Genomic DNA, 25,820 nt, shown 5'->3' with positions numbered 1-25,820 from the left:
CCCCGATGCAAAGTCGCTGTTCGTCATCCATAACCGCTCGTCCCGCAACGACCCTGTCGCGGGACGCTTTGCTTTTTGGGAAGAGACTCTTTAGCCGGTGAGCAGCAACGTTGCTGTTTGAAAAGAGATAGCAGACGACAAAAACAACAAAGCCCGCAAAAGCGGGCCTGTTGTGCAATTTGGCTGGGGTGCAGGGATTCGAACCCCGGAATGCCGGAATCAGAATCCGGTGCCTTACCGCTTGGCGACACCCCAATAGTGTCTGTTCAAATTGTCTTTGTATGGCTGGGGTACGAGGATTCGAACCTCGGAATGCCGGAATCAGAATCCGGTGCCTTACCGCTTGGCGATACCCCAATAATTTGGTGGCTACGACGGGATTTGAACCTGTGACCCCATCATTATGAGTGATGTGCTCTAACCAGCTGAGCTACGTAGCCAAAAGTACTGCTTACTGCATCCGATGATGGCTGGGATACCTGGATTCGAACCAGGGAATGCCGGTATCAAAAACCGGTGCCTTACCGCTTGGCGATATCCCATCTGTCGACTCGTATCCACGAGAGTGCATCGGATTGGCTGGGGTACCTGGATTCGAACCAGGGAATGCCGGTATCAAAAACCGGTGCCTTACCGCTTGGCGATACCCCATCCGGCTGCCGAAGACTGAAATGGTGCGGGAGGCGAGACTTGAACTCGCACACCTTGCGGCGCCAGAACCTAAATCTGGTGCGTCTACCAATTTCGCCACTCCCGCAAAAAAAGATGGTGGCTACGACGGGATTTGAACCTGTGACCCCATCATTATGAGTGATGTGCTCTAACCAGCTGAGCTACGTAGCCATCTTTTTACGCGTTACCTTCATCGGCGTTGCGGGGCGCATTATGCGTATTGAGTTGTGGAGCGTCAACACATTTTTTGCCGTTTTTCGCCTCCGCGCGCCTGTTTGTCTGGCTTGTAACCAGGCTGATGAATTATTCGGCAAATTTTGATCGTAACCGCATCAAAGCTAAAAAAAAGGGGTCTCGCAAGACCCCTTTATTATCACTTATTTTACTTATTTATAAGCGGACTGATGCACACCCACTGCGCGGCCTGAAGGATCGTCCATTGATTTGAACGCTTCATCCCATTCAATCGCTTTCGCGGAGGAGCAGGCGACCGACGGACCGCCAGGCACACACTCCGCCGCGCTTGGCAGCGGGAACAGCTCTTCAAAGATTTCGCGATAGAGGTAAGCCTCTTTCGATGCCGGCGTGTTGTACGGGAAGCGGAAGTGCGCGGTCGCCAGTTGCTGATCGCTTATCTGCTTCGCCGCGACCTCTTTCAGCGTATCGATCCAGCTGTAGCCCACGCCGTCTGAGAACTGCTCTTTCTGACGCCAGGCGACGCTTTCCGGCAGATAAGAGGAGAAGCATTCACGCAGGATGTGTTTTTCCATCTTGCCGTTGCTGCCGCACATCTTGTCCTGCGGGTTGATGCGCATCGCCACGTCGAGGAATTTCTTGTCGAGGAAGGGCACGCGCGCTTCCACACCCCAGGCGGACATCGCTTTGTTGGCGCGTGCGCAGTCGTACATATGCAGCGCCAGCAGTTTACGCACGTTCTCTTCATGAAACTCTTTGGCGTTCGGCGCTTTATGGAAGTAGAGATAGCCGCCGAACACCTCATCCGCGCCCTCACCGGAAAGCACCATCTTGATGCCCATCGCCTTGATTTTACGCGACATCAGGTACATAGGCGTTGAGGCGCGAATGGTAGTAACGTCATAGGTTTCAATGTGATAGATCACATCGCGAATCGCATCCAGCCCTTCCTGTACGGTAAAGTGAATTTCGTGGTGCACCGTACCCAGGTGTTCTGCCACCGCTTTCGCCGCTTTCAGATCCGGCGATCCTTCCAGACCGACCGCGAAAGAGTGCAGCTGCGGCCACCAGGCGTCGCTCTTGTCCTGATCTTCGACGCGTTTCGCGGCAAAGCGTTTAGTCACCGCCGAGATAATCGAGGAGTCCAGCCCGCCGGAGAGCAGTACGCCGTAAGGTACGTCTGACATCAGGTGGCTTTTCACCGACTCTTCCAGCGCATGCTTCAGGCCTGCGGCATCGGTGGTGTTGTGTTCTACCGCGGCATACTCCATCCAGTCACGCTGCCAGTAACGACGGATCTCGCCGTCGGTGCTGGAGAGATAGCTTCCCGGGGGGAACTCTTTAATTGAGCGGCACACCGGCACCAGCGCTTTCATTTCAGAGGCGACAAAAAGGTTGCCATGTTCATCGTTACCCATATAGAGCGGGATGATGCCGATATGGTCGCGGCCGATCAGATACTGCTGCTTTTCGCTGTCCCACAGGATAAAAGCGAACATGCCCTGCAGCTCGTCAAGGAAATCGACCCCTTTTTCCTGGTAGAGTGCCAGAATAACTTCACAGTCGGAGCCGGTCTGGAACTGGTAGCGATCGCTCAGCTCGGCGCGCAGCGCCTGATGGTTGTAGATCTCACCGTTAACCGCCAGAACATGGGTGCGATCGGCGTTGTACAACGGCTGGGCGCCGTTGTTAACGTCGACGATGGACAGACGCTCATGCGCGAGGATCGCTTTATCGTCGGCATACACGCCAGACCAGTCCGGCCCGCGGTGACGCATCAGGCGAGAACTCTCCAGCGCTTTTTTACGCAGTTCAACCGGATCGCTTTTCAGATCCAACACACCAAAAATAGAACACATATTCTGACTCCTGAGCTCGCCTGTCGGCGATGTTATCGTTGCCTTGTCCGGCAGCCAGCGGCTGCGTGATGTATAAGAAAATGCGCTATTTCATGTGGGCAATGCAAGCATATTCGCTTTTTACTGATAAAAAGAATGTTGCTCAGGCATTAAAATTGAATAATGTTTAATTAATCGCGCTTTTCATTGATGGATCGGCAATGGATGCCAAGAAATGAACAAAAAATAAGCAGTGGGAGGGGGGCTCGGAAAGATAAGCGCCTCCCGTCAGCAGGCGGCGCAGAGAGAAGATTTAAAACAGGTCGATATCGGCCACAGAAGGGTAAATCCAGTCGGGACGGAAAGGCATCGCGTCAATATCGCTCAGCGTTGAGACGCCGGAGAGCACCAGAACGGTTTCCAGCCCCGCCTGAAATCCAGCCAGGATATCGGTGCGCAGGTTATCGCCGACGATTACTGTCTCTTCGGAGTGAGCCTGCATCTTATTCAGCGCGGCGCGCATAATGTACGGACTGGGTTTGCCAACGTAAAAAGGGCGACGGCCAGAGATTTTTTCGATCCCGGCACAGAGCGCGCCGCAGGCGGGCACAAAGCCGCGCGCGTGCGTATCGGGATTGGTGGCGATAAAGCGCGCGCCGCTGGCAACGAAAAAGGCAGCCTTATGCATCATCTCCCAGTTGAAGGAGCGCGTCTCGCCAACGATAACGAAATCGGGATTGACGTCGGTAATGGTAAAGCCCGCTTTATAGAGTTCGTGGATCAGCGCGCCTTCGCCAACCACGTAGGCTTTCTTGCCTTCCTGACGGCGGAGGAAATCGGCGGTTGCCATCGCCGAGGTATAAAACACCGAATCGGGCACCTCAACGCCGGCGTTGGCGAAGCGGTTCGCCAGATCCTGCGCGGTCTGCGAGGGATAGTTGGTCAGCACCACCAGCGGCATCTCTTTTTGCAGGATACGCTGCAAAAATTCCTTCGCGCCGGGAACGGCGGTGTTGTCATGCATTAACACGCCGTCAATATCGCAAATTACGCTTTTTATCGTCATAGATTCAGTCCGGTTCGCGTTTACTCTTCCAGTAAATGTTGCAGCAAAATGCCGTTAAGCATGGCGCGTTTTGCCAGAGCAAAAGCGCCTATCGCTGAACGATGATCGAGCTCGGAACGCACCACCGGCAAATTTTTGCGGAAGGCGTTGAGCGCTTGCGTATTAATACAACCTTCAATAGCCGGAAACAGCACTTTTTCTGCGTCGGTGATTTCACCCGCCAGCACTACTTTTTGCGGGTTGAACAGGTTAATCGCAATGGCGATCGCTTTACCAAGATAGCGGCCGACATATTCGATGACTTCGCAGGCCAGCGCATCGCCCTGATTAGCGGCTTTGCAAATTTGTCCAATCTGGCAGGCATCCTGCGTCAGAACGCTAGGGTAGCCCTGACTGAGCAGATGACGCACGCGGTTTTCAATCGCGCCGTTCGCGGCGATGGTCTCCAGACAGCCGAAATTGCCGCAGTGGCAGCGCTCACCGAGCGGATCGACCTGAATATGACCAATTTCGCCTACGTTGCCGTTGCTGCCGAGAAAAATATGGCCGTTAGCGATAATGCCCGCGCCGGTGCCGCGATGCAGTCGCACCAGGATCGAGTCGGCGCAGTCGCGGCTCGCACCAAAGTAGTGCTCCGCCAGCGCCAGGCTGCGAATATCGTGACCGACGAAGCTGGTAACCTTGAAGCGATTTTGCAAGCCGGCCACCAGCGGCCAGTGGCTGACGGTGATATGCGGCATATAGCGGATCACGCCGTTTATCGGATCGACCAGGCCAGGCAGGATCACCGAGATCGCGATCAGTTCGCGGATCTTACGCTGGTGGGTCGCAATAAAGCTGTCGATAGCGGCAAACAGCGCGTGTTCCAGCGTCTCCTGAGTACGCTCCGGCAGCGCATAATCTTCCTGCGCCAGCGACTTGCCGCTGAGGTCGAAAAGCGTCAGCGTGGCGTCATTACGGCCGAGCCGGACGCCGATAGCGTGGAAATTTCGCGTTTCGGTAACGATGGAAATGGCGCGGCGACCGCCGGTGGATGCCTGTTGATCCACCTCTTTAATCAGGCCGCGCTCGATAAGCTGGCGGGTAATTTTAGTGACGCTGGCGGGCGCAAGCTGGCTGAGTTCAGCAATCTGAATGCGCGAAATGGGGCCTTGCTGATCGATTAGCCGGTAAACGGCTGCGCTGTTGAGTTGCTTGACAAGATCGACATTTCCTATTTGTGTCTGGCCGCCAGTGGTCATTCAGTGCTTACTCGCTCAGGACGTCGTCTCCATTGACAAACGTCTTAGTGATTTTGAAATCACGCGTAAAAACAGTCAGGTTTGCGACTTTTCCCGCTTCGACAGTGCCCAGCTGTTTTTCCACGCCCATTGCCTGTGCCGGGTAGAGGGTCGCCATACGCAGCGCTTCATCCAGTGCGATGCCGACATGTTCGACGGCGTTGCGTACTGATTCAATCATGGTAATGGCGGAGCCGCTCAGCGTTCCGTTCTCGTCCACGCACAGGCCATTGCGATAGTATATTGTTTTGCCAGCGAAAATGAATTTATCAATTTCGGCGCCTGCGGGCGCGGTGGCGTCGGTAACCAGCACCAGCTTATCGCCCTTGATGCGTTTGGCATTGCGTACGTTAGCGTAATGGACGTGTAACCCATCTGCAATAATGCCGCAATAAACGTCGGGCGCATCAAACAGCGCGCCAATCAGGCCCGGCTCACGACCGGCGAAAGCGGGCATGGCGTTATAGAGATGGGTCGCGAAGGTGACGCCGGCGCGGAAACCCGCTTTGGCTTCATCATAGGTGGCGTTGGAGTGACCCGCAGAGACGATAATGCCCGCCTGCGTCAGCTGACGAATTACCTCGTCGCCGGCGTTTTCCGGCGCCAGCGTCACTTTGGTGATAACGTCGGCGTTGTCGCACAAATACCGCACCAGCGACGGGTCGGGCAGGCGAATCAAATCGGGATTATGCGTGCCTTTCTTGGCCTTATTCAGCCAGGGACCTTCCAGATGCAGGCCCAGCGCCTGATGCTGATATTTGCGTTTGTAAGCGCGCATGGTGTCAATAGCGCGCTTCATCAGTTCGTCGCTGCTGGTGATAAGCGTTGGCAGGAAGCTGGTGCAGCCCGATTTTTCGTTGGCGCGCTGCATGATTTCCAGCGTCTCGACGCTCAGCGCGTCGATGTCGTCATTAAACTGCACGCCGCCGCAGCCGTTAAGCTGTAAGTCAATAAAGCCGGGAGCGATCAGCGCGCCTGAAACGTCGCGCTGCGCAATATCAGCGGGCAGCGCATCGCGTGGACAGACGCGTTCGATCAGCCCATCGGCAATAACCACCGCGTGGTTATCCAGAATTTCATGACCAGTATAAATTCGGCCGTTTACTAATGCGTACATCTTGGTTCTCCCGGCTGAGCCCGCCAGATCGAGGCGGCGGGCATTTACAACATCGTCTTACACGCCTTTCATATTTTCCGCTTCCATTTCGCGGAAATATTTAACGGTTTTCACTTTCAGTTCCATGGTGGCGGGTTCATCGCATACCACCACTGATTTTGCATGCAGCTGCAGGCAGCTGATGGTCCACATATGATTGACGTTGCCTTCGACAGCGGCCTGTAATGCCTGCGCTTTAACATGGCCGGTCACCAGAATCATCACTTCTTCCGCATCCAGCAGCGTGCCGACGCCCACGGTCAGCGCATATTTCGGCACCTGATCCACATCGCCGTTAAAGAAGCGCGAATTCGCCATGCGGGTGTCGTGCGTCAGCGTTTTAATGCGGGTGCGTGAGGCCAGCGAAGAGGCGGGTTCGTTGAAGGCGATATGACCGTCATTGCCAACGCCGCCCATAAACAGGTGGATTTTACCCAGTGCGCGAATCTTCTCTTCATACTGGCGACATTCTGCGTCAATATCTGGCGCATTGCCATTCAGAAGATTGATATTTTCTGGTTGAATATCAACGTGATCGAAAAAATTACGGTACATAAAGCTGTGATAGCTTTCCGGATGCTCTTTCGGCAGGCCGACATATTCGTCCATATTGAAGGTGACGACATGCTTAAAGCTGACCTGGCCCGCTTTGTGCATCTCAATAAGATGCTTATACGCTTCCAGCGGTGTACCGCCCGTCGGCAAACCTAAAACGAAGGGGCGGTCTGCGGTGGGGTTAAAGGCATTAATACGGTTAACGATATGACGGGCTGCCCACTTACCGACCTGCGTAGGGGTAGCTAAAGGGATAAGTCGCATGTTTCACCTCATTCTGAGAAAAGAAAAGGGGCGATGCAGTAACCGCTGCGGTCATCTTCACGCTGTAAACGTAAAACAGTTTCGTTATGCGGTCGCTACGTCTTGATATTTTTTATCATAAAATAAGTTGGGGTCGTTCGCCAGACGTCTACGTGGTTATCGGTGCTTTTTGGTGATAATTATCACAGATGAGACGCTTATAATTTGCGAGACGAATTAATTTGTCATTACACTGCGCAACGTGAAGTGTAGTGTCATTCAACCCCTGCGGCTGACAATAAAAAGCAAGCGGCGCAGGGCGACAAGTCAGTCTCATAGGGGGAAAGGACAAATGTTAGGTTACTTACAAAAGGTTGGCCGCGCGTTAATGGTGCCGGTAGCGACCCTGCCGGCAGCGGCAATATTGATGGGGGTCGGCTACTGGCTTGACCCGGACGCCTGGGGCGCAAGCAACGCGCTCGCCGCGCTGCTGATAAAATCAGGTGCGGCCATTATTGAGCATATGTCCGTACTATTTGCTATCGGCGTGGCGTATGGGCTGTCAAAAGATAAAGATGGCGCAGCGGCGCTGACCGGCTTCGTCGGTTTCCTGGTGGTGACGACGCTCTGCTCGCCGGCAGCCGTATCGATGATCCAAAAAATACCGCTTGATCAGGTGCCCGCCGCCTTCGGCAAAATCGAAAACCAGTTTGTCGGCATTATGGTGGGTATTATCTCAGCGGAGGTCTATAACCGCTTTAGCCATGTCGAACTGCCGAAGGCGCTCTCATTCTTCAGCGGAAGACGCCTGGTACCTATCCTCGTCTCATTCCTGATGATCGCGGTGGCGTTCATTCTGATGTACATCTGGCCGCTGATCTTTAACGGACTGGTGAGCTTTGGCGAACATATCCAGAAGCTGGGTTCCGTCGGCGCAGGCGTCTACGCCTTCTTTAACCGTCTGCTGATCCCGGTTGGCCTGCATCATGCGCTTAACTCGGTATTCTGGTTCGACGTCGCAGGTATCAACGATATTCCTAAGTTCCTCGGCGGCGCGCAGTCTATCGCTAACGGCACCGGCATTGTCGGCATCACGGGACGCTATCAGGCGGGCTTCTTCCCGATTATGATGTTCGGTCTGCCCGGTGCGGCGCTGGCGATCTACCACTGCGCGCGTCCAGAAAACCGCGTTAAAGTCGGCAGTATTATGCTGGCCGCGGCCTTTGCGGCCTTCTTCACCGGCATTACCGAGCCGCTGGAGTTCTCTTTTATGTTCGTGGCGCCGGTGCTCTATGTGATTCACGCAGTGCTGACCGGTATCTCTGTCTTTATCGCCGCCAGCATGCACTGGATCGCCGGTTTCGGCTTTAGCGCCGGTCTGGTGGATATGGTGCTGTCGAGCCGCAACCCGCTGGCGACCCACTGGTGGATGCTGATCCCGCAGGGCATCGTCTTCTTTGCGCTCTACTATGTGGTATTCCGCTTCACGATTAAGAAATTCAACCTGATGACGCCGGGCCGCGAGCTGGCGGTAGCGGGCGATGAAACGGACGGCTACGACGTTAACGTCGACAACACCGACAACGGCGAGAGCGCAACCGAATCGCTGGCGCGTCGCTATATCGGCGCAGTCGGCGGCTCCGACAACCTGACCGGCATTGACGCCTGTATTACTCGCCTGCGTCTGAACGTGAAAGACTCGTCACAGGTGAATGAATCGGTCGCCAAACACCTGGGCGCGTCAGGCGTAATTCGCCTGAACAAACAGAGCGTGCAGGTGATTGTCGGCACCCAGGCGGAAAGCATCGCCACCGCAATGAAAAAGGTGCTGACAAAAGGGCCAGTCGCATCGGCGGGCGGCGCGTCTACCGCCGCTGCGGCACCGGTAGTAAAACCGCAGGCGGCGTTGAATCGCGACAGCAAGGTGATTGCAACGCTGCTGGCGCCGGTAAGTGGCAACGTTGTCGCCCTTGACGCTGTGCCTGACGAAGCCTTCGCCAGCAAGGCGGTGGGTGAGGGACTGGCAATCAAACCGACGGGTAAAGTGGTGGTGGCGCCAGCCGCAGGTACGGTGGTGAAGATTTTCGACACCAATCATGCTTTCTGTCTGGAAACCAGCAGCGGCGTGGAGGTTGTGGTGCATATGGGCCTCGATACCGTGGCGCTGGGTGGCAAAGGCTTTACCCGGCTGGTGGAAGAGGGCGCGCTGGTTTCGGCGGGACAGCCGGTGCTGGAAATGGATCTCGATTTCCTGAACGCCAACGCGCGCTCGATGATCAGTCCGGTCGTGGTCAGCAACAGTGAGGATTTCGTCGGCCTGACGCTGCTGGCGACCGGCGCGGTAGTGGCCGGAGAAACTCCGCTTTACGAGGTAAAAGGCTAAGTCCTTAACCGCGGCGACGTAAAAAAAAGCAGGCAGGAAGCAATTCCTGCCTTTTTTCGTTTTATCGCCTTAACAAACCGGTTGTTTCCCTTCGGCGCTTTGTGGATCATACTCCGTTACTTCGTGGTACAAACCACCCGCTATACGTATTGAGGATTGAGAGATGAGTGAGGCTGAAGCCCGCCCAACTAACTTTATTCGTCAGATCATTGACGAAGATTTGGCGAGCGGCAAGCACAACAGCGTGCATACCCGTTTCCCGCCTGAGCCTAATGGCTATCTGCATATTGGCCATGCAAAATCGATCTGCCTGAACTTCGGCATCGCTCAGGACTATCAGGGTCAGTGCAACCTGCGTTTCGACGATACCAACCCGGTTAAAGAAGATATGGAGTTCGTTGAATCCATCAAGCGCGACGTGCGGTGGCTGGGCTTTGAGTGGAGTGGGGAGGTTCGTTATTCCTCAGATTACTTCGATCAGCTTTATCACTACGCGGTTGAACTGATCAATAAAGGTCTGGCCTACGTTGACGAACTGACGCCGGAAGAGATCCGCGAATATCGCGGCACCCTGACCGCGCCGGGTAAAAACAGCCCATACCGCGATCGCAGCGTAGAAGAGAACCTGGCGCTGTTTGAGAAAATGCGCAACGGCGAATTCGCCGAGGGCAAAGCCTGCCTGCGCGCCAAAATCGATATGGCCTCCAGCTTTATCGTAATGCGCGACCCGGTGCTCTACCGCATTAAGTTTGCCGAGCATCATCAGACCGGCAAAAAGTGGTGCATCTATCCGATGTATGACTTTACGCACTGCATCTCCGATGCGCTGGAAAATATCACCCATTCGCTCTGTACGTTGGAGTTCCAGGATAACCGCCGTCTGTATGACTGGGTGCTGGACAACATCTCTATTCCGGTGCATCCGCGCCAGTATGAGTTCTCCCGCCTTAACCTCGAATATGCGGTGATGTCGAAACGTAAGCTGACGCAGCTGGTCAGCGAAAACGTGGTAGAGGGCTGGGACGATCCGCGCATGCTGACCGTGTCTGGTCTGCGCCGTCGCGGCTACACTGCCGCTTCGATCCGCGAATTCTGCCGCCGTATCGGCGTAACCAAACAGGACAACGTGGTGGAGATGGCGTCGCTGGAGTCCTGCATTCGCGACGATCTGAACGAAAACGCGCCGCGCGCCATGGCGGTGCTCGATCCGCTGAAGGTGGTGATTGAAAACCTGCCGGCCGGTCATAATGAAACCATCACTATGCCGAACCATCCGAACAAGCCTGAAATGGGCACTCGCGATGTGCCTTTTGGCCGTGAGGTGTGGATCGACCGCGCTGACTTCCGAGAAGAAGCCAACAAGCAGTACAAGCGCCTGGTGCTGGGCAAAGAAGTTCGTCTGCGCAATGCTTATGTAATCCGCGCCGAACGCGTTGCTAAAGATGAAGAAGGCAATATCACCTGCATCTACTGCACCTGCGACGTCGATACCTTAAGCAAAGATCCGGCTGATGGCCGCAAGGTGAAAGGGGTAATCCACTGGGTCTCTGCGGACCATGCGCTGCCAGCGGAATTCCGTCTCTACGATCGCCTGTTCAGCGTGCCGAATCCGGGTGCGGAAGAGGATTTCCTGACGACCATCAATCCGAACTCATTAGAGATCCGTCAGGGATTCGTCGAGCCGGGCCTGCAGAATGCCACCCCGGAAGCGCCTTATCAGTTTGAGCGCGAAGGCTATTTCTGCGCCGACAGTCGCTACTCGCGTCCCAACCATCTGGTGTTTAACCGCACCGTTGGTTTACGTGATACCTGGGCGAAAATCGGCGATTAGATTTTTAAATCAACGCCATCATAAGATCATAAAAGGGCGAGCAATCGCCCTTTTTTATGGCTGCAATCTGCACTTAGACGTTTTTTTGTGCTGTTGTAAATAATCAGCTTTTATCAGGCCGCGCTGGGAGTTATCTGAGTTAACGAAAATTAATCAGTTTCCAGCTGTGAATTTCTTTTTTTCAGGTAGGCTATTCGCTCTTTAAAGAGGCTATGCGGGCATAAGAAGGAGAAATGATGACAGCTCTTGGTCAGGAAGCAAAACACAGCGTAGTGGTTTTACATCAGTTAATCGAACGTATATTCAACCAGCCTTCAGGTGGGGATGACACTTTCCATCTGCTGCTGTCGCATTTCCATCCCGACTTCCGCATGGTGACGCCGCAGGGCAGGCTGCTCGATCTGAACCAGACTGAAGATCTGTTCCGCCAGCTGCAGGGACGACGCGAAGGAATGCGCATCGCTACCAGCGAGCACGCCGTCATCTCGCAGCAAAAAGATGAAGTCACCATTCAGTACCGTGAACTGCAGATGATGAACGGCAGCGATCAGACGCGTATCTCGCTGGCAATTCTGGACTGCAGCACGTCCGTTCCCCGCTGGCGCTACCTTCATGAAACCCTGGTTGCCTGAGGCGCATAAAAAAGCCGGTAGACATACCGGCTTTTAGAATGACTGCATAGCACATTTTTACTGGTCGTGGAGCGTTTCGTCTTCGCGGCAATCGCCCAGCGCACAGTGACCGTAGAGATAAAGACTGTGGTTAGTCAGCTTGATGCCGTGGCGGGTTGCGATATCCCGCTGGCGCGCTTCGATCGACTCATCGCTGAACTCGATCACTTTGCCGCAGTCGAGGCAGATCAGATGATCGTGATGCTGCTGCTGGGTCAGTTCGAAAACCGATTTCCCGCCTTCAAAGTTGTGACGCGTCACGATGCCCGCATCGTCAAACTGGTTAAGTACACGATAAACGGTAGCCAGACCAATCTCTTCGCCCATATCGATCAGGCGTTTATAAAGATCTTCCGCGCTGACGTGATGGCACTGAGGTTCCTGAAGCACTTCCAGAATTTTAAGTCTGGGCAGCGTGACTTTCAGGCCAGCCTTCTTTAATGCGGTGTTGTTGTCAGTCATGCGGATATTGTCCTGTTACTTTGCTGGTTACTTGAGGCGCCTTGCCTTGAATGTCGTTCGGTGTCTGTTCTCATTTGCGTCTCATTATAGAGGTGAAGTATTGAAATGAAAACCGAGGGAAACGCCTGAGATCAACACGGGCTGTAAGAAGATACGTAACGGCACCGGGCGGAGAAATACAGGAGGTTCGTTATCATTTCGCTAACTTCATGACCTCACGGCAGAAATAAGCAGATAACCGATGTGGGTATTGTACAGAATCGGAGATAAAAGTTAAAAAGCTGTAGCTATTATTTCTATAGGAAAAAACATTTACTCAATGTGAGCCAGCGCCCACATTGAGTATGTGGGTAATCAGGCTTCGATGATCGCCTGCAGCTGCAGTTCGTCATAGATCTGTTTAACCCAGGCGTCCACGCGCTGGCTGGTAAGTTCTGGCTGACGATCTTCATCAATAGCCAGACCAAGGAAGTGTTTATCGTCTGCCAGGCCTTTAGAGGCTTCAAAGTGATAGCCTTCGGTCGGCCAGTGACCCACGATCACCGCGCCATTCGGCTCGATGATGTCGCGAATGGTGCCCATCGCGTCGCAGAAATATTCTGCGTAATCTTCCTGGTCGCCGCAGCCGAAAAGCGCCACCAGCTTGCCGTTAAAATCGATCTCTTCCAGCGTCGGGAAGAAGTCATCCCAGTCGCACTGCGCTTCGCCGTAGTACCAGGTTGGAATACCCAGCAGCAGAATGTCGAATGCTTCCAGATCTTCTTTAGTGCTCTTGGCAATGTCATGCACTTCCGCAACGTCTTTGCCCAGTTGTTTCTGGATCATTTTTGCAATGTTTTCGGTGTTGCCGGTATCGCTGCCAAAGAAGATGCCTACGATTGCCATGGGGTAAATAACCTCTTAAATCCTGATAATGAGATGCATGCGCAGAGCGCACAAGTAAGCGAATGATAGCAGAGCGAGCAAAAGGGCGGAACTTGAAAAGCCGCGCGATTTGCTTCTGCGTGCGCTTTGCGCGATTCAGTCCAGTTTGAGTTGCGCCAGCAGCATTTGTTCAATCAGTTCGCTGCGGCTGATGTTGCGCTGCTCAGCCAGCGTATTTAACGCATCCACGGCTTCGCTGGTCATTTTGAGTTCGACACGGCGCAGCCCGCGCACTTTGTCACGTTTCAGTTGATTGCGCTTATTGATGCGCAGCTGTTCATCACGCGATAGCGGACTGGTTTTCGGTCGACCGGGCCGACGCTCGTTTGCAAACAGATCCAGCGTGGTGCGGTCAGTGTGTTCTTTTGCCATGGCTTAGTAAAACTGAAGGCGCGAACAGGCGCGTTTATAACGAAATGGGCCATTGCCGCGACAAAAAATGAGCAGCGGCAAAATTTAGCGCGCCATCATACTCCAGCCGAAGAGATGACGCCAATGCTAAACCGCGAACGGCAAGCTTTTGCTTTTAAAGCGCAAAAAAGCGACGAACGCTGCGCAATACGGCATCAGGCTTCTCGGCATGTACCCAGTGGCCAGCGCCGCTGATCACATGCGCATGGGCCGCCGGAAACTGACGCAGCAGCGCGTCGCGGTAGTGATTGTCGAGATAGGGCGAGTCGCCGCCGCGAATAAAGAGCGCGGGATGGGGCCAGGCCGGCACCTCTTCCCAGCCAGTTATTGTAGCGTAATTATCCCATAGCGCCGGAACGTTGAAGCGCCACTCGCCATCCTGAAACGATTTAAGAAGAAACTGGATAACGCCGTCCTCTTTAATATGGGTGCGCATCACCTGCGCGGCCTCGCTGCGCAGGCGCACGCCTGCGTCGCTCACCGCGCGTACGGCGGCGAAGATGTCGTCGTGGCGTCGCGTCTGGTAATCCACCGGCGCGATATCGATCAGCACCAGCCGCTCCAGCCGCTTTGGTGCCAGCGCGCTCATCGCCATGGCGATCTTACCGCCCATCGAGTGGCCGATAACGGCGACGCGATCGATATGATGCGCATCCAGCGTCTCGAACATATCCTGCGCCATGGCGCGATAGCTCATCTCCCCGGCGCGCGGCGAGAGGCCGTGGTTGCGTACATCCACCTGAATCAACGGCCCTGCGTCTTTCAGGCCACGCGCCAGCACGCCAAGGTTATCCAGGCTGCCGAACAGGCCGTGAATGAAGAGGATGGGTAAGGAGTCAGCGATTGATTGGTCAGTTTGCAGACGAGCATTTAAAATCATGGCAAAGTTCTTACGATGGGGACCTTGGGTTAGGTTATCATGCTTTTACCTTTCCAGGCGCGACGACACGACAGGCTTTAGGGCATATTCCGACTTTTGCCCTCTGAGCGTGCGAATGCTATCAGCCCGCCTGGTTTTAACTTTATAATCCTTATGTTAGAACCCCGTCCGTCCAGCGAACAACCGAGCTTTGCAACGGCGTTTTTCAGGCTGGCGTGGTTCTGTCACGAGTCAAAACCGTACGGAAAAAGATGAAAACGATCGAAGTTGACGAAGACCTCTACCGCTATATCGCCAGCCACACGCAACATATCGGCGAGAGCGCCTCTGACATTTTACGGCGGATGCTAAAATTTAATGCCGGTCAAAGCGCGCCTGCGGCGGCAGCGCCGTTAGCGGCAGGCGATACGGCGCAAAAAACGATTCAGCCGGTGCGTGCGGAAAACCGTCCGCAGGATCGGGTGCGCGCCGTACGTGAACTGCTGCTGTCGGACGAATACGCTGAACAGAAGAAAGCGGTTAATCGTTTTATGATGATTTTGTCAACGCTCTATCGTCTTGATCCTTCGGCTTTTGCTGAGGCTACTGCATCGCTGCAGGGCCGTACTCGCGTTTATTTTGCGGGTGACGAGCAAACGCTGTTGCAAAATGGCACCCATACTAAGCCGAAGCACGTACCCGGCACGCCGTACTGGGTGATCACCAATACCAATACCGGCCGTAAATGCAGCATGGTGGAACACATCATGGTCTCAATGCAGTTCCCGCAGGAGCTGGCAGAGAAAGTTTGCGGCACCATTTAAACTGAAGCGTCAGGGAGAAGCGCCAATGGCCAGTCACCCCCGTGCCGGGCAACCCGCCCAGCAGAGCGATTTGATTAACGTTGCACAGTTAACATCACAGTATTATGTCCTGCAGCCCGACGTGGCGAACCCGGACCATGCGGTGAAATTCGGCACCTCCGGGCATCGTGGTAGCGCAGGCCGTCAGAGCTTTAACGAGCATCATATCCTGGCGATCGCCCAGGCGATTGCCGAAGAGCGTAAGAAAAACGGCATTACCGGTCCCTGCTATGTCGGTAAAGATACGCACGCGCTCTCCGAGCCAGCGATCCTGTCGGTGCTGGAAGTGCTGGCCGCTAACGGCGTAGACGTCATTGTGCAGCAGGACAATGGCTATACCCCGACGCCCGCTATCTCTAACGCTATCCTTGAGCACAACAAGCAGGGCGGCGCGCAGGCGGACGGCATCGTGATTACGCCGTCGCACAACCCGCCGGAAGATGGCGGCATTAAGTACAATCCGCCGAATGGCGGCCCGGCCGACACCAACGTCACGAAAGTGGTGGAAGATCGCGCCAACCAGCTGATTAAAGCGGGCCTGCAAGAGGTAAAACGTCTGCCGCTGGATCAGGCGTGGGCGAGCGGCCGTATCGTCGAGAAAGATCTGATTCAGCCCTATGTTGAAGGGCTGGCGCAGGTGATCGACTTTGCTGCTATTCAGAAAGCGGGCCTGAAGCTGGGCGTTGATCCGCTGGGCGGCTCCGGCATGGAATACTGGAAGCGCATCGCTGAGCACTACAAACTTGATCTCACCATCGTGAACGACGCAATCGACCAGACCTTCCGCTTTATGCATCTGGATAAAGATGGCGTGGTACGTATGGACTGCTCTTCCGAGTGCGCCATGGCGGGCCTGCTGGCGTATAAAGACAAGTTCGACCTGGCGTTCGGCAACGACCCTGACTATGACCGTCACGGCATCGTGACCCCGTCGGGCCTGATGAACCCGAACCACTATCTGGCCGTTGCTATCAACTATCTGTTCCAGCATCGTCCGCAGTGGGGCAAAGAGGTTGCCGTAGGCAAAACGCTGGTCTCCAGCGCGATGATCGACCGCGTGGTTAACGATATCGGCCGTAAGCTGGTGGAAGTGCCGGTGGGCTTTAAGTGGTTCGTTGACGGCCTGTTCGACGGCAGCTTTGGTTTCGGCGGCGAAGAGAGCGCAGGCGCTTCTTTCCTGCGCTTCGACGGCTCTGCCTGGTCAACCGATAAAGACGGCATCATTCTTTGCCTGCTGGCAGCAGAAATCACCGCAGTTACCGGCAAGAACCCGCAGCAGCACTATGACGAGCTGGCTGCTCGCTTCGGCGCGCCGAGCTACAACCGTTTGCAGGCGCCTGCGACCTCTGCGCAGAAAGCGGCTCTCTCTAAGCTGTCACCGGAGATGGTCAGCGCTGACACGCTGGCGGGCGATCCGATTACCGCACGTCTGACAGCGGCACCGGGCAATGGCGCGTCTATCGGCGGTCTGAAAGTGATGACGGAAAACGGCTGGTTCGCCGCGCGTCCGTCAGGCACCGAAGACGCTTACAAGATTTACTGTGAAAGCTTCCTGGGTGCGGAACATCGCGCGCAGATCGAGAAAGAAGCGGTAGAGATTGTTAGCGAAGTGCTGAAAAACGCCTGACAAAAGAGGTGGGCCAGGGCGCTCTGGAGCAACAGGCTTGGGCGCCCGGCAGATCTCATGGTTCGCTCGCCTACCTTTTACATGACCTGCCTGTATCAGCGCCCTCCGGGCGCTTTTTTTATGGCATAAAGCGGTAGCCGATGCCGGTTTCAGTCAGCAAATGTTTAGGCTGCGCCGGATCCGCCTCCAGCTTTTGCCGTAAATGCGCCATATAGATGCGCAGATAGTGACTGTGCTCAACCGCATTCGGACCCCAGACCTGACTCAGCAGCTGGCGCTGCGTTAGCACTTTCCCGATATTGTTCAGCAGAATGCCCAGCAGGCGAAATTCAATCGGCGTCAGGTGAATTTCCTGCCCGGCGCGCGTTACGCGGCGCGCGGCCAGGTCTACGCTGACATCGCTAAAGCGAACCACCGGCTCCGGCTGCTGCCCCGGATGGCGGCGCAGCGCCACGCGCACCCTCGCCAGCAGCTCGCCAATGCCGAAGGGCTTCGTCAGATAATCATCCGCGCCAACATCCAGCGCATCTATCTTATCCTGCTCATCGACGCGTGCCGACAGCACAATGACCGGTACGGCGCTCCACTGACGCAGATCGCGAATAAAATCGCGTCCGTCGCCGTCAGGCAGCCCTAAATCCAGGATAACCAGATCGGGCTTGCGCGTGGCTGCTTCAATCAGGCCGCGCTGCAGCGTATCGGCATCAACGACTTTAAGCGCTTCTCCCTCCAGCGCCAGGCGCACAAAACGCCGGATCTCTTTTTCATCTTCAACAATTAATACGGTGGCCACGCGGCGCTGCTCCCTGCCTGAAAACCTGCCGCTACTTTATCAGTAAAACCACAGGGCGCGAATTGATCATAAGACGATCACAGTGTTAACCGTTTTGTAACTTACTTTCACTATTATCTGAACCTGAGTGTTTAAAAGCGAAAATAGTGGTCGGATGAGTAGTAAAATTACACAGGGCAGCGTAATATCTGAGCAAGATCACATTTCAGCCGCTGCTTCAAAGGAGGCCAACGATGTACCAGAAATATCCCTTTTATAAAATCGTCCTGCGTCGTGCGCTGGTTATCCTGCTGGGCGTAACTGCGCTGCCAGTAATGCTGTTTCGTCACGACCGGGCGCGCTTCTACAGCTATCTGCATCGTATGTGGTGCAAAACCAGCGCCAAGCCGGTCTGGCTGGCACAAACTGAAGCTGCAGGCGGCGTCTTCTGGTAATGCGCTGGCGTTGCAAAACAAAGCCCGATCATGCTATCGGGCTTTGTTGTTTCTGAAGCCCTGTCACAGAGAAAAGCCTCTCCAGCCCTGGGATGAGGCTGTTATTCGTTCGATTTTCAGCTACACTTAAACCTCTACAAGATTTCGGAGGTTGTACAAGTATGAGCGTAAAAATTCCGCTGGGTATCAGTGCCTGCCTGCTGGGAGAACAAGTCCGTTTTGACGGCGGTCATAAACGTCTGGCGTTCGCCGTCAACGAGCTTGCGCCTTTTGTACGCTTTGAACCGATTTGCCCCGAAATGGCGATAGGCTTGCCGACGCCGCGTCCGGCGCTGCGGCTGGTGAAACAGAGCGATGAAGAGATCCATCTCTGCTTCAGTAAAGAGGGCGGCGAAGAGCTGACCCAGCAGATGCGTGACTGGTCGGCCGAACGGGTTAAAGCTCTGCATCACCTGTGCGGCTATATTCTGTGCGCAAAATCGCCCAGCTGCGGCATGGAACGCGTGCGCGTCTATGAACCCGACACCAACAACAATCGTAAAGCGGGCATGGGGCTATTTGCTGAGAGGCTGACGGCGGAAATGCCCTGGCTGCCCGTGGAAGAAGATGGTCGTCTGCACGATCCGGCGCTGCGCGAAAACTTTGTTGGACGCATCTGCGCGCTGCACGAATTTAATCAGATGTGGAAGCGGGGTCTGACGCGCGCGCAGCTTATCGCTTTCCACAGCCGCTACAAGCTGCTGATGCTGGCGCACTCGCAGGAAAAATATCGTGAGCTTGGCCCGTTTGTCGCCTCGATGAGCAAATGGGATTCGCTGGAGGCTTTCGCCTTTGAATACCGTAACCGTATGATGGCGTTGCTGTCACAGCCCGCGACGCGCCGCAATCATACCAACGTGCTGATGCATGCGCAGGGCTATTTCCGTCGCCAGCTTAGCTCGCCGCAGCGTCAGGAACTGGCGGAGCTGATTGACCGCTACCGCTGCGGCGTTCAGCCGCTGCTGGCGCCGATCACCATGCTGAAACACTATATGTCGCAGTATCCGCACCCCTGGCTGACGCAGCAGCGCTATTTCGATCCCTACCCGGAGGCGCTGCGCCTGCGTTACGGCCAGTAATATGCGCACGCATCTGGTCTGGCTGCGTAACGACTTACGCATTAATGATAATCTGGCGCTGAATGCCGCCTGCCGCGACGCCGATGCGAAGGTGATGGCGCTCTTTATCGCAACGCCACAGCAGTGGCGTCAGCATGACATGGCGCCGAAGCAGGCGGCTTTTATCTATGACAGCCTGCTTGAGCTGCAACAGGCGCTGGCCAAACGCGGCATTGAGCTGCTGACGCAGGCGTGCGACGATTTTGCCGCGTCGGTTGACCTGTTGGTCGCTTTTTGCGAGCGTCACCGCGTCGATGCGCTGTTTTACAATTATCAGTATGAGCTGAACGAGCGTAAGCGCGATGCCGAGGCGGAGAAGCGCCTCGATCGCGCGGGGGTGGTATGCCAGGGGTTTGATGACAGCGTTATGCTGGCGCCGGGCAGCGTCCAGACCGGCGACGGCAAGATGTACAAAGTCTATACCCCCTTCAGTAAAGCCTTCTTGCACCGTCTGCAGCTCGCCCTGCCGGAGTGCGTCAGCGCGCCGAAACGGCGCAGCGGCGGCGCCGTTAAGCTAGTGCAAACTGTAGAGCGCTTTGACTACCCTATGGAAGAGTACGACCGCGAGCGTTTCCCGCCGGGGGAAAACGCAGCGCTGCAGCGCCTGCGCCATTTTGCCCGACAGCCGATAACCGACTACAGCGTGACGCGCGATACGCCGTCGGTGGATGGCACCAGCCGCCTGTCGGTCTATCTTGCTACCGGCGTACTGTCGCCGCGCCAGTGTCTGCATCGCGTATTGAAAGAGCATCCCCGCGCGCTGGAGGAGAGCAGGCTTTTTACCTGGCTCAACGAGCTTATCTGGCGCGAGTTTTACCGCCATCTGATGGTGGCTTTTCCGGCGCTCTGCAGGCATCAGCCCTTTGTTGAATGGACGCGTCATGTTGACTGGCAGCGCAACGAGGAACACTTCACCGCGTGGAAAACAGGCAAAACCGGGTATCCCATCGTCGACGCGGCGATGCGGCAGATGAAAGCGCTGGGGTGGATGCACAACCGGCTGCGTATGATAACCGCCAGCTTCCTGGTGAAAGATCTGCTCATCGACTGGCATGAAGGGGAGCGTTATTTTATGCAAAACCTGATTGACGGCGATCTGGCGGCGAATAACGGTGGCTGGCAGTGGGCGGCGTCGACGGGAACCGATCCTGTGCCGTACTTCCGCATTTTTAACCCAACGACGCAGGGCGAACGCTTCGACAGCCAGGGCGCTTTTATCCGTCAGTGGCTGCCGGAGCTGAAAGAGGTGCCGGACAGCGATATTCATCAACCGCAGCGCTGGGCAGAGAAAAACCACAAGAGGCTCGATTATCCCTCGCCAATCGTAGAACATAAGCAGGCACGTAAAAAGACATTAGACGCCTTTGTGCGCGCGAAAAACGCAGCCTGAGGCGGCCGGAGCCGTTATGAATCACTATGAACTTGAAAACATTGTCAACCAGCAGCTAAACAGCGGCGCTTTTAGCGACTACGCGCCTAACGGACTGCAGGTTGAGGGACGAACAGAGGTAAAAACCCTGATTACTGGCGTTACCGCCTCTCAGGCGCTGGTGGATGAAGCCGTGGCGCGCAACGCCGATGCGATTCTGGTGCATCACGGTTACTTCTGGAAAAGCGAGCCAGCGGTCATCAAAGGCATGAAGCGCAACCGCCTGCGCGCGCTGCTGGCGAACGACATTAATCTTTACGGCTGGCATCTGCCGCTCGACGCGCACCCGACGCTGGGCAATAACGCCCAGCTGGCGAAGCTGCTGGATATCGAGGTAAAAGGCGAAGTGCAGCCGCTGGTTTTCTGGGGCGAGCTGGCGACACCGCTGAGCGGCGAGGCGCTGGCACAGCGCATCGAAGAGAGACTGGGGCGCGCGCCGCTGCACTGCGGCGATAACGCTCCGGCGCAGATCCGCCGCGTCGCCTGGTGCAGCGGCGGCGGTCAGGGCTTTATCGACAGCGCGGCCGCCTTTGGCGTGGACGCCTATATTACCGGCGAGGTCTCCGAGCAGACGATTCACAGCGCCCGCGAGCAGGGACTTCATTTCTTCGCCGCCGGACACCACGCTACCGAGCGTGGCGGCATCAAAGCGCTGGGCGAATGGCTGGCTGAACAGCATGGCCTTGATGTTACCTTCATCGATATTCCCAACCCCGCCTGATTTTTCTCCTGCTATGCGCCCGCTTTCGGGCGCAAATCTGTTGACACTTTTCTGACACTTTCGCATAACTATTCGCTTTATTCTGATAATCGTCAGCCGCGGCGCAGGTAGCGTAGCGGAAAAGTGGAGGTGGGATTTGCAACGAGCACGATGTTATCTGCTTGGTGAACAGGCGGTGGTGCTGGAGCTTGAACCACCGGTATCGCTGCAAAGCCAGCAGCGCATTTGGGGTTTGACGCAGCATCTGCAGCAGCATGAGCAGGTGGCGGAAGTTATTCCAGGCATGAACAACATTACGCTGCTGCTGCGCGACCCGCAGCAGAGCGCGCTGGACGCTATCGAACATCTGCAGCGCTGGTGGGAAGAGAGCGAGGCGCTGGAGGCGACGTCGCGGCTGGTGGAAATTCCGGTGATATATGGCAACGAGGCCGGCCCGGATCTGCAGGTGGTCGCCGATCACGCCGGTCTGACGCCGAAGCAGGTAGTGGAGCTACACAGCAGCATCGACTACATGGTCTATTTTATCGGTTTTCAGCCGGGATTCCCCTATCTGGGCGGCCTTGACAGCCGTCTCCACACCCCGCGTCGCGCTGAGCCGCGCCTGAGCGTGCCGGCCGGTTCGGTAGGCATTGGCGGTAGCCAGACAGGCATCTATCCGCTCGCGACGCCCGGCGGCTGGCAGCTGCTGGGGCAGACGCCCGTTGCGCTGTTCAATCCGCAACAGCAGCCGCCTACGCTGCTGCGCCCCGGCGACAGCGTGCGCTTTGTGCCGCAAAAGGAGGGCGTATGTTAAGGATATTGCGCGCAGGACTGGCCACCACCCTACAGGACAGCGGCCGCACCGGCTGGCGTCAGTCCGGTATCAGCGTCGGCGGCGTGCTCGATTTGCCTGCAATGCGCACCGCGAACTTGCTGGTCGGCAACGCCCCAGACAGCGCGGTGCTGGAGATCGTATTAGGCCAGTTTAAAGCGGAGTTTATGCGCGACGGCTGGTTCGCCCTGACCGGCGCGGCCTGCAACGCCGAACTGGACGATAAGCCGGTCTGGACCGGCTGGCGACTGCCGGTGAAGAAAGGGCAGGTGCTGACGCTCTCTATGCCGCTGCATGGCATGCGCAGCTATCTGGCGATCCACGGCGGCTTCGACGTCGAGCCTGTTCTCGGCTCCGTCAGCACCGATCTTAAAGCGGGCTTCGGCGGATGGCAGGGTCGCAAGCTGGAAGATGGCGACCGTCTGCCGCTCGGCAAGCCGACGCAGCTCTTCACCCGTAAAGCAGGCGTCCGCCAGCTGCTGTGGAGTAACCGCATCCGCGCGCTACCGGGGCCGGAATATAACGAATTCAGCCGCGAGGCGCAGATGGCATTCTGGCGCTCGCCCTGGCTGCTCAGCCCGCAGAGCAACCGTATGGGCTACCGCCTGCAGGGACCGGAACTGAAGCGCGAAACCTCGCGCGAGCTGCTGTCACACGGGCTGGTGCCTGGCGTGGTGCAGGTGCCGCCGAACGGGCAGCCGATTGTGTTGATGGCCGATGCGCAGACCACCGGCGGCTATCCGCGCATCGCCTGCGTGATCGACGCCGATCTCTATCAGCTGGCGCAGATCCGTCTGGGCGAGCCAATTCACTTTATCCAGTGTTCGCTGCCGGTTGCTATGCAGGCCCGCATGCATCAGCAGCGCGCGCTTGACCATATGGCATGGGGACTTGCTGATGAAAATTGATCTGAATGCCGATCTCGGCGAAGGCAGCGGCAGCGATCGCGCGCTGCTACAGCTGGTCAGCTCGGCCAATATCGCCTGCGGCTTCCATGCCGGCGATGCTGAAACCATGCTGCAGTCGGTGCGCTGGGCGAAAGAGTTCGGCGTCGCGATTGGCGCGCATCCGAGCTTCCCCGATCGGGAAAACTTTGGCCGCACTGCAATGCAGCTCCCGCCGGAAACGGTCTACGCGCAGATGATTTATCAAATCGGCGCGCTGAAAAGCCTGGCGGAAAGTGAAGGGGAGACGCTGGTGCACGTTAAGCCGCATGGGATGCTCTATAACCAGGCCGCTGCCGACCCGGCGCTGGCGGATGCCATCGCCCGCGCGGTAAAAGCGGTCGACGCACGCCTGATGCTGGTTGGGCTGGCGGGCAGCGAATCTGTGCGCGCTGCGGCGCATCACGGTCTGCGCACGCGCGAAGAGGTGTTCGCCGACCGCGGCTATCTCAGCAGCGGCGCGCTGGTGCCGCGCAGCCAGCCGGGCGCGATGATCGAAGAAGAAGATCGCGCTATCCAGCAAACGCTGTCGATGGTTAAAGCGGGAAAAGTAGAAAGCATCAGCGGCGAGTGGATCGCCGTTAATGCGCAAACCGTCTGTCTACACGGCGACGGCGCGCACGCCTTATTGTTTGCGCAGCGTCTGCGCGATCGCTTCGCTGCCGAGGGGATCGCCGTCACCAGCGCCTGATTTTTCATACTTTGCCCGGCCTCGCAGCCGGGTTTTTCAACATAAGGGTCAACATGGATAACGTGATAAACCTCTGGCCGCTGCTGGGCATCGCAGCCATCGTGATCGGCTTTTTGCTGCGCTTCAATCCGGTACTGGTGGTGATTGTCGCCGGCTTTGTTACCGGCTTTGCCGCGCTGATGCCGCTGAGCGATATTCTGGAAAAACTGGGCGCGGGCTTTCTGAATACGCGCAATCTACCGCTGATCCTGCTGTTGCCGCTGGCGGTTATCGGCCTGCTGGAGCGACACGGCCTGAAAGAGCGTGCGCAGGCCTGGATTGCGCAAATTAAAACTGCCACCGCCGGTCGTTTGCTGATTGTCTATCTCTTTGTGCGCGAGATTACGGCGGCGCTCGGCCTGACCAGCCTCGGCGGTCATCCGCAGATGGTGCGACCGCTGCTGGCGCCAATGGCCGAAGGCGCGACCGAAAACCGTTACGGCGAGATTTCACCAGAAGTGCGGCATCGCCTGCGCGCCATGTCGGCGGCGACGGATAACGTCGGGCTGTTCTTTGGCGAAGATATTTTCGTTGCCTTCGGCGCGATTATTTTTATGCACAACTTTATGCTGGAGTCAGCCAATATTCAGACCGAACCGTTGCATATCGCGGTCTGGGGCATTCCTACTGCCGTGGCCGCCTTTCTTATTCACTCGACGCGCCTGGTGCGTCTCGATCGCAGGCTGGCGCGCGAGCTGCGCGTGCTGAACAACGAAGCGCTGAAAGCGAAAGGAGGCCGCTGATGTTTCAACAACAATATCTGATGTGGCTGGCGGGGCTTATCCTGCTGGTGGTCGCGCTGCTCTCCTGGCGTGATACCCATAACCCGCGCCGTCTGACGACCGGGCTGTTCTGGGCGCTATATGGCCTGATTTTTCTGGTCGGCGACTGGACCACGCAGCTGATGAGCGCGCTGTTCGGCACGCCGGAGCTGGGCACGCGCTATCTGCACATCCTGGTTGGCGTACTGGTGGTCGCGATGGCGCTGATCGCCGGCTGCGGCGGCGTGCGGCTCGGACGTTACCATCAGCGCAGCGACGAGGAGAAGCAGGCAAGCGCTCGCCGTCTCGGCAATAAGCTGTTTCTGCCCGCGCTGGCGATCCCGGTCGTAACGGTGGTCGGCGTGCTGGCCTTTAACCATCTTCCCGGCCTGCAGGAGGCGGTATTCGGCGCAGGCAATCATGCGACGCTGGTAACGCTCTTCTCCATGATGATCGGCTGTCTGCTTGGCTGGCTGATTGCGCTGAAGATGACGCACGAAAAACCGGTACAGTCGATGCAGGAGACGCGACGCCTGCTGGATGCGATCGGCTGGGCTTTTATCCTGCCGCAAATTCTTGCCACGCTCGGTCTGCTGTTTACCAGCGCAGGCGTCGGCAGCGCGATTTCGCATCTGACGGAGAGCTACCTGGCCGTCGATAACCGCTTCGTCGCCGTGACGGTCTATACCGTCGGCATGGCGCTGCTGACCATGGTAATGGGCAACGCTTTTGCCGCTTTCCCCATTATTACCGCTGGCGTCGGCATTCCCATTCTGGTGCTGCAACATCACGGCGATCCCGCCATTATGGCGGCGATCGGCATGTTTTCAGGCTACTGCGGCACGCTGATGACGCCAATGGCGGCCAACTTCAATATCGTGCCCGCCGCGCTGCTGGAACTGCCGGATCGCAACGCGGTGATCAAGGCTCAGGTACCAACCGGTGTGCTACTGTTAATCGTTAACGTGTTCCTGCTCTATTTCTTAATGTTCCGATGAGGTCGG

Annotated in this window: 24 protein-coding genes and 7 tRNA genes; 14 read left to right on the top strand and 17 right to left on the bottom strand. The window is 56.5% G+C overall.

All coding sequences use genetic code 11. The annotated features are described in order from the left end of the window. Positions 1-180 precede the first annotated feature (180 nt). From MHZ89_RS04470 to nagB, 12 genes are all read right to left on the bottom strand, one after another. Positions 181-255: transfer RNA gene (locus MHZ89_RS04470), tRNA-Gln, on the bottom strand. Positions 256-282: 27 nt separating this feature from the next. Beyond that, positions 283-357 (bottom strand) — tRNA-Gln (locus MHZ89_RS04465). 6 nt (positions 358-363) lie between these two features. Beyond that, a tRNA-Met gene (locus tag MHZ89_RS04460) sits at positions 364-440 on the bottom strand. A 27-nt stretch (positions 441-467) separates the two neighbouring features. Further along, a tRNA-Gln gene (locus MHZ89_RS04455) sits at positions 468-542 on the bottom strand. Positions 543-576: 34 nt separating this feature from the next. Continuing rightward, a tRNA-Gln gene (locus MHZ89_RS04450) sits at positions 577-651 on the bottom strand. Between the two features lie 21 nt (positions 652-672). Beyond that, positions 673-757: transfer RNA gene (locus MHZ89_RS04445), tRNA-Leu, on the bottom strand. Positions 758-766: 9 nt separating this feature from the next. Continuing rightward, positions 767-843 (bottom strand) — tRNA-Met (locus MHZ89_RS04440). Between the two features lie 215 nt (positions 844-1,058). Continuing rightward, on the bottom strand, positions 1,059-2,726 hold the full coding sequence (asnB, locus tag MHZ89_RS04435) for an asparagine synthase B (RefSeq protein ID WP_120451419.1): 1,668 nt from the start codon (positions 2,724-2,726) through the stop codon (positions 1,059-1,061). A gap of 292 nt (positions 2,727-3,018) precedes the next feature. Continuing rightward, a complete protein-coding gene (locus MHZ89_RS04430; RefSeq protein ID WP_311782003.1) occupies positions 3,019-3,771 on the bottom strand; it encodes an HAD-IIA family hydrolase in 753 nt (250 codons plus the stop codon). Positions 3,772-3,791: 20 nt separating this feature from the next. Then, a complete protein-coding gene (locus tag MHZ89_RS04425; protein WP_120451422.1) occupies positions 3,792-5,012 on the bottom strand; it encodes an N-acetylglucosamine repressor in 1,221 nt (406 codons plus the stop codon). A gap of 7 nt (positions 5,013-5,019) precedes the next feature. Beyond that, positions 5,020-6,168, bottom strand: coding sequence for an N-acetylglucosamine-6-phosphate deacetylase (gene nagA / locus MHZ89_RS04420; RefSeq protein ID WP_311782002.1), 1,149 nt, complete (start codon positions 6,166-6,168; stop codon positions 5,020-5,022). A 57-nt stretch (positions 6,169-6,225) separates the two neighbouring features. Further along, positions 6,226-7,026: a glucosamine-6-phosphate deaminase gene (gene nagB / locus MHZ89_RS04415; RefSeq protein ID WP_120451426.1), complete on the bottom strand. Its 801-nt coding sequence runs from the start codon at positions 7,024-7,026 to the stop codon at positions 6,226-6,228. Positions 7,027-7,357: 331 nt separating this feature from the next. On the opposite strand from nagB, the gene nagE reads away from it, so the two are divergent. The 3 genes from nagE (at position 7,358) to MHZ89_RS04400 (ending at position 11,851) form a co-directional block, all read left to right on the top strand. Then, positions 7,358-9,388, top strand: a complete 2,031-nt coding sequence (nagE, locus tag MHZ89_RS04410; RefSeq protein WP_311782001.1) for an N-acetylglucosamine-specific PTS transporter subunit IIBC — start codon at positions 7,358-7,360, stop codon at positions 9,386-9,388. Positions 9,389-9,551: 163 nt separating this feature from the next. Further along, positions 9,552-11,219, top strand: coding sequence for a glutamine--tRNA ligase (gene glnS, locus MHZ89_RS04405; protein ID WP_311782000.1), 1,668 nt, complete (start codon positions 9,552-9,554; stop codon positions 11,217-11,219). Positions 11,220-11,455: 236 nt separating this feature from the next. Then, entirely contained in the window at positions 11,456-11,851 is a 396-nt protein-coding gene (locus MHZ89_RS04400; protein ID WP_311782258.1) for a hypothetical protein, read from the top strand. A gap of 57 nt (positions 11,852-11,908) precedes the next feature. Here MHZ89_RS04400 and fur read toward each other — a convergent pair whose 3' ends face one another. The 4 genes from fur to ybfF form a co-directional block, all read right to left on the bottom strand. Then, positions 11,909-12,352 carry a ferric iron uptake transcriptional regulator gene (fur, locus tag MHZ89_RS04395; protein WP_120451433.1) on the bottom strand — a complete coding sequence of 148 codons (444 nt, stop codon included), beginning with the start codon at positions 12,350-12,352 and terminating at the stop codon, positions 11,909-11,911. Between the two features lie 354 nt (positions 12,353-12,706). Next, complete coding sequence (fldA, locus tag MHZ89_RS04390; RefSeq protein WP_081136329.1) at positions 12,707-13,237, bottom strand: flavodoxin FldA; 531 nt, start codon at positions 13,235-13,237, stop codon at positions 12,707-12,709. Positions 13,238-13,372: 135 nt separating this feature from the next. Then, positions 13,373-13,648 (bottom strand): LexA regulated protein, encoded by a 276-nt coding sequence (gene ybfE / locus MHZ89_RS04385; protein ID WP_120451434.1) that lies wholly within the window; start codon positions 13,646-13,648, stop codon positions 13,373-13,375. A 154-nt stretch (positions 13,649-13,802) separates the two neighbouring features. Further along, positions 13,803-14,567 (bottom strand): esterase, encoded by a 765-nt coding sequence (gene ybfF / locus MHZ89_RS04380; protein ID WP_311781999.1) that lies wholly within the window; start codon positions 14,565-14,567, stop codon positions 13,803-13,805. Between the two features lie 251 nt (positions 14,568-14,818). Here ybfF and seqA point away from each other — a divergent pair, with 251 nt between their 5' ends. After that, positions 14,819-15,370 carry a replication initiation negative regulator SeqA gene (gene seqA, locus MHZ89_RS04375; protein ID WP_311781998.1) on the top strand — a complete coding sequence of 184 codons (552 nt, stop codon included), beginning with the start codon at positions 14,819-14,821 and terminating at the stop codon, positions 15,368-15,370. 25 nt (positions 15,371-15,395) lie between these two features. Then, the gene (pgm, locus tag MHZ89_RS04370; protein ID WP_311781997.1) at positions 15,396-17,036 is read left to right on the top strand and encodes a phosphoglucomutase (alpha-D-glucose-1,6-bisphosphate-dependent); all 1,641 of its coding nucleotides are present in this window, start codon (positions 15,396-15,398) and stop codon (positions 17,034-17,036) included. A 118-nt stretch (positions 17,037-17,154) separates the two neighbouring features. On the opposite strand, the gene kdpE is transcribed toward pgm, so the two are convergent. Further along, positions 17,155-17,829, bottom strand: a complete 675-nt coding sequence (gene kdpE / locus MHZ89_RS04365; protein WP_311781996.1) for a two-component system response regulator KdpE — start codon at positions 17,827-17,829, stop codon at positions 17,155-17,157. A 233-nt stretch (positions 17,830-18,062) separates the two neighbouring features. On the opposite strand from kdpE, the gene MHZ89_RS04360 reads away from it, so the two are divergent. The 9 genes from MHZ89_RS04360 (at position 18,063) to MHZ89_RS04320 (ending at position 25,814) form a co-directional block, all read left to right on the top strand. Further along, positions 18,063-18,263, top strand: a complete 201-nt coding sequence (locus tag MHZ89_RS04360; protein ID WP_311781995.1) for a YbfA family protein — start codon at positions 18,063-18,065, stop codon at positions 18,261-18,263. Between the two features lie 161 nt (positions 18,264-18,424). After that, positions 18,425-19,381 (top strand): 2-thiouracil desulfurase family protein, encoded by a 957-nt coding sequence (locus MHZ89_RS04355; RefSeq protein ID WP_311781994.1) that lies wholly within the window; start codon positions 18,425-18,427, stop codon positions 19,379-19,381. A 1-nt stretch (position 19,382) separates the two neighbouring features. After that, positions 19,383-20,810, top strand: coding sequence for a deoxyribodipyrimidine photo-lyase (gene phrB / locus MHZ89_RS04350; protein WP_311781993.1), 1,428 nt, complete (start codon positions 19,383-19,385; stop codon positions 20,808-20,810). A gap of 16 nt (positions 20,811-20,826) precedes the next feature. Further along, positions 20,827-21,570: a type 2 GTP cyclohydrolase I gene (locus MHZ89_RS04345; RefSeq protein WP_311781992.1), complete on the top strand. Its 744-nt coding sequence runs from the start codon at positions 20,827-20,829 to the stop codon at positions 21,568-21,570. A gap of 136 nt (positions 21,571-21,706) precedes the next feature. Further along, on the top strand, positions 21,707-22,363 hold the full coding sequence (gene pxpB, locus MHZ89_RS04340; RefSeq protein WP_311781991.1) for a 5-oxoprolinase subunit PxpB: 657 nt from the start codon (positions 21,707-21,709) through the stop codon (positions 22,361-22,363). Continuing rightward, the gene (gene pxpC / locus MHZ89_RS04335) at positions 22,357-23,289 is read left to right on the top strand and encodes a 5-oxoprolinase subunit PxpC (protein WP_311781990.1); all 933 of its coding nucleotides are present in this window, start codon (positions 22,357-22,359) and stop codon (positions 23,287-23,289) included. The genes pxpB and pxpC overlap by 7 nt, the downstream gene beginning before the upstream one ends. Then, on the top strand, positions 23,279-24,016 hold the full coding sequence (gene pxpA / locus MHZ89_RS04330) for a 5-oxoprolinase subunit PxpA (protein ID WP_311781989.1): 738 nt from the start codon (positions 23,279-23,281) through the stop codon (positions 24,014-24,016). The genes pxpC and pxpA overlap by 11 nt, the downstream gene beginning before the upstream one ends. Positions 24,017-24,069: 53 nt before the next feature. Further along, positions 24,070-24,798 carry a DUF969 domain-containing protein gene (locus MHZ89_RS04325; RefSeq protein WP_311781988.1) on the top strand — a complete coding sequence of 243 codons (729 nt, stop codon included), beginning with the start codon at positions 24,070-24,072 and terminating at the stop codon, positions 24,796-24,798. Further along, the gene (locus tag MHZ89_RS04320; protein WP_311781987.1) at positions 24,798-25,814 is read left to right on the top strand and encodes a DUF979 domain-containing protein; all 1,017 of its coding nucleotides are present in this window, start codon (positions 24,798-24,800) and stop codon (positions 25,812-25,814) included. Before MHZ89_RS04325 ends, MHZ89_RS04320 begins: the two co-directional genes overlap by 1 nt. Positions 25,815-25,820 lie beyond the last annotated feature (6 nt).

It is taken from the genome of Pantoea sp. ACRSB (assembly GCF_022346905.1).
In the GTDB taxonomy this organism is placed as follows: Bacteria; Pseudomonadota; Gammaproteobacteria; order Enterobacterales; family Enterobacteriaceae; genus Pantoea; species Pantoea piersonii.
This window is presented reverse-complemented; position numbering and strand designations above follow the sequence as displayed.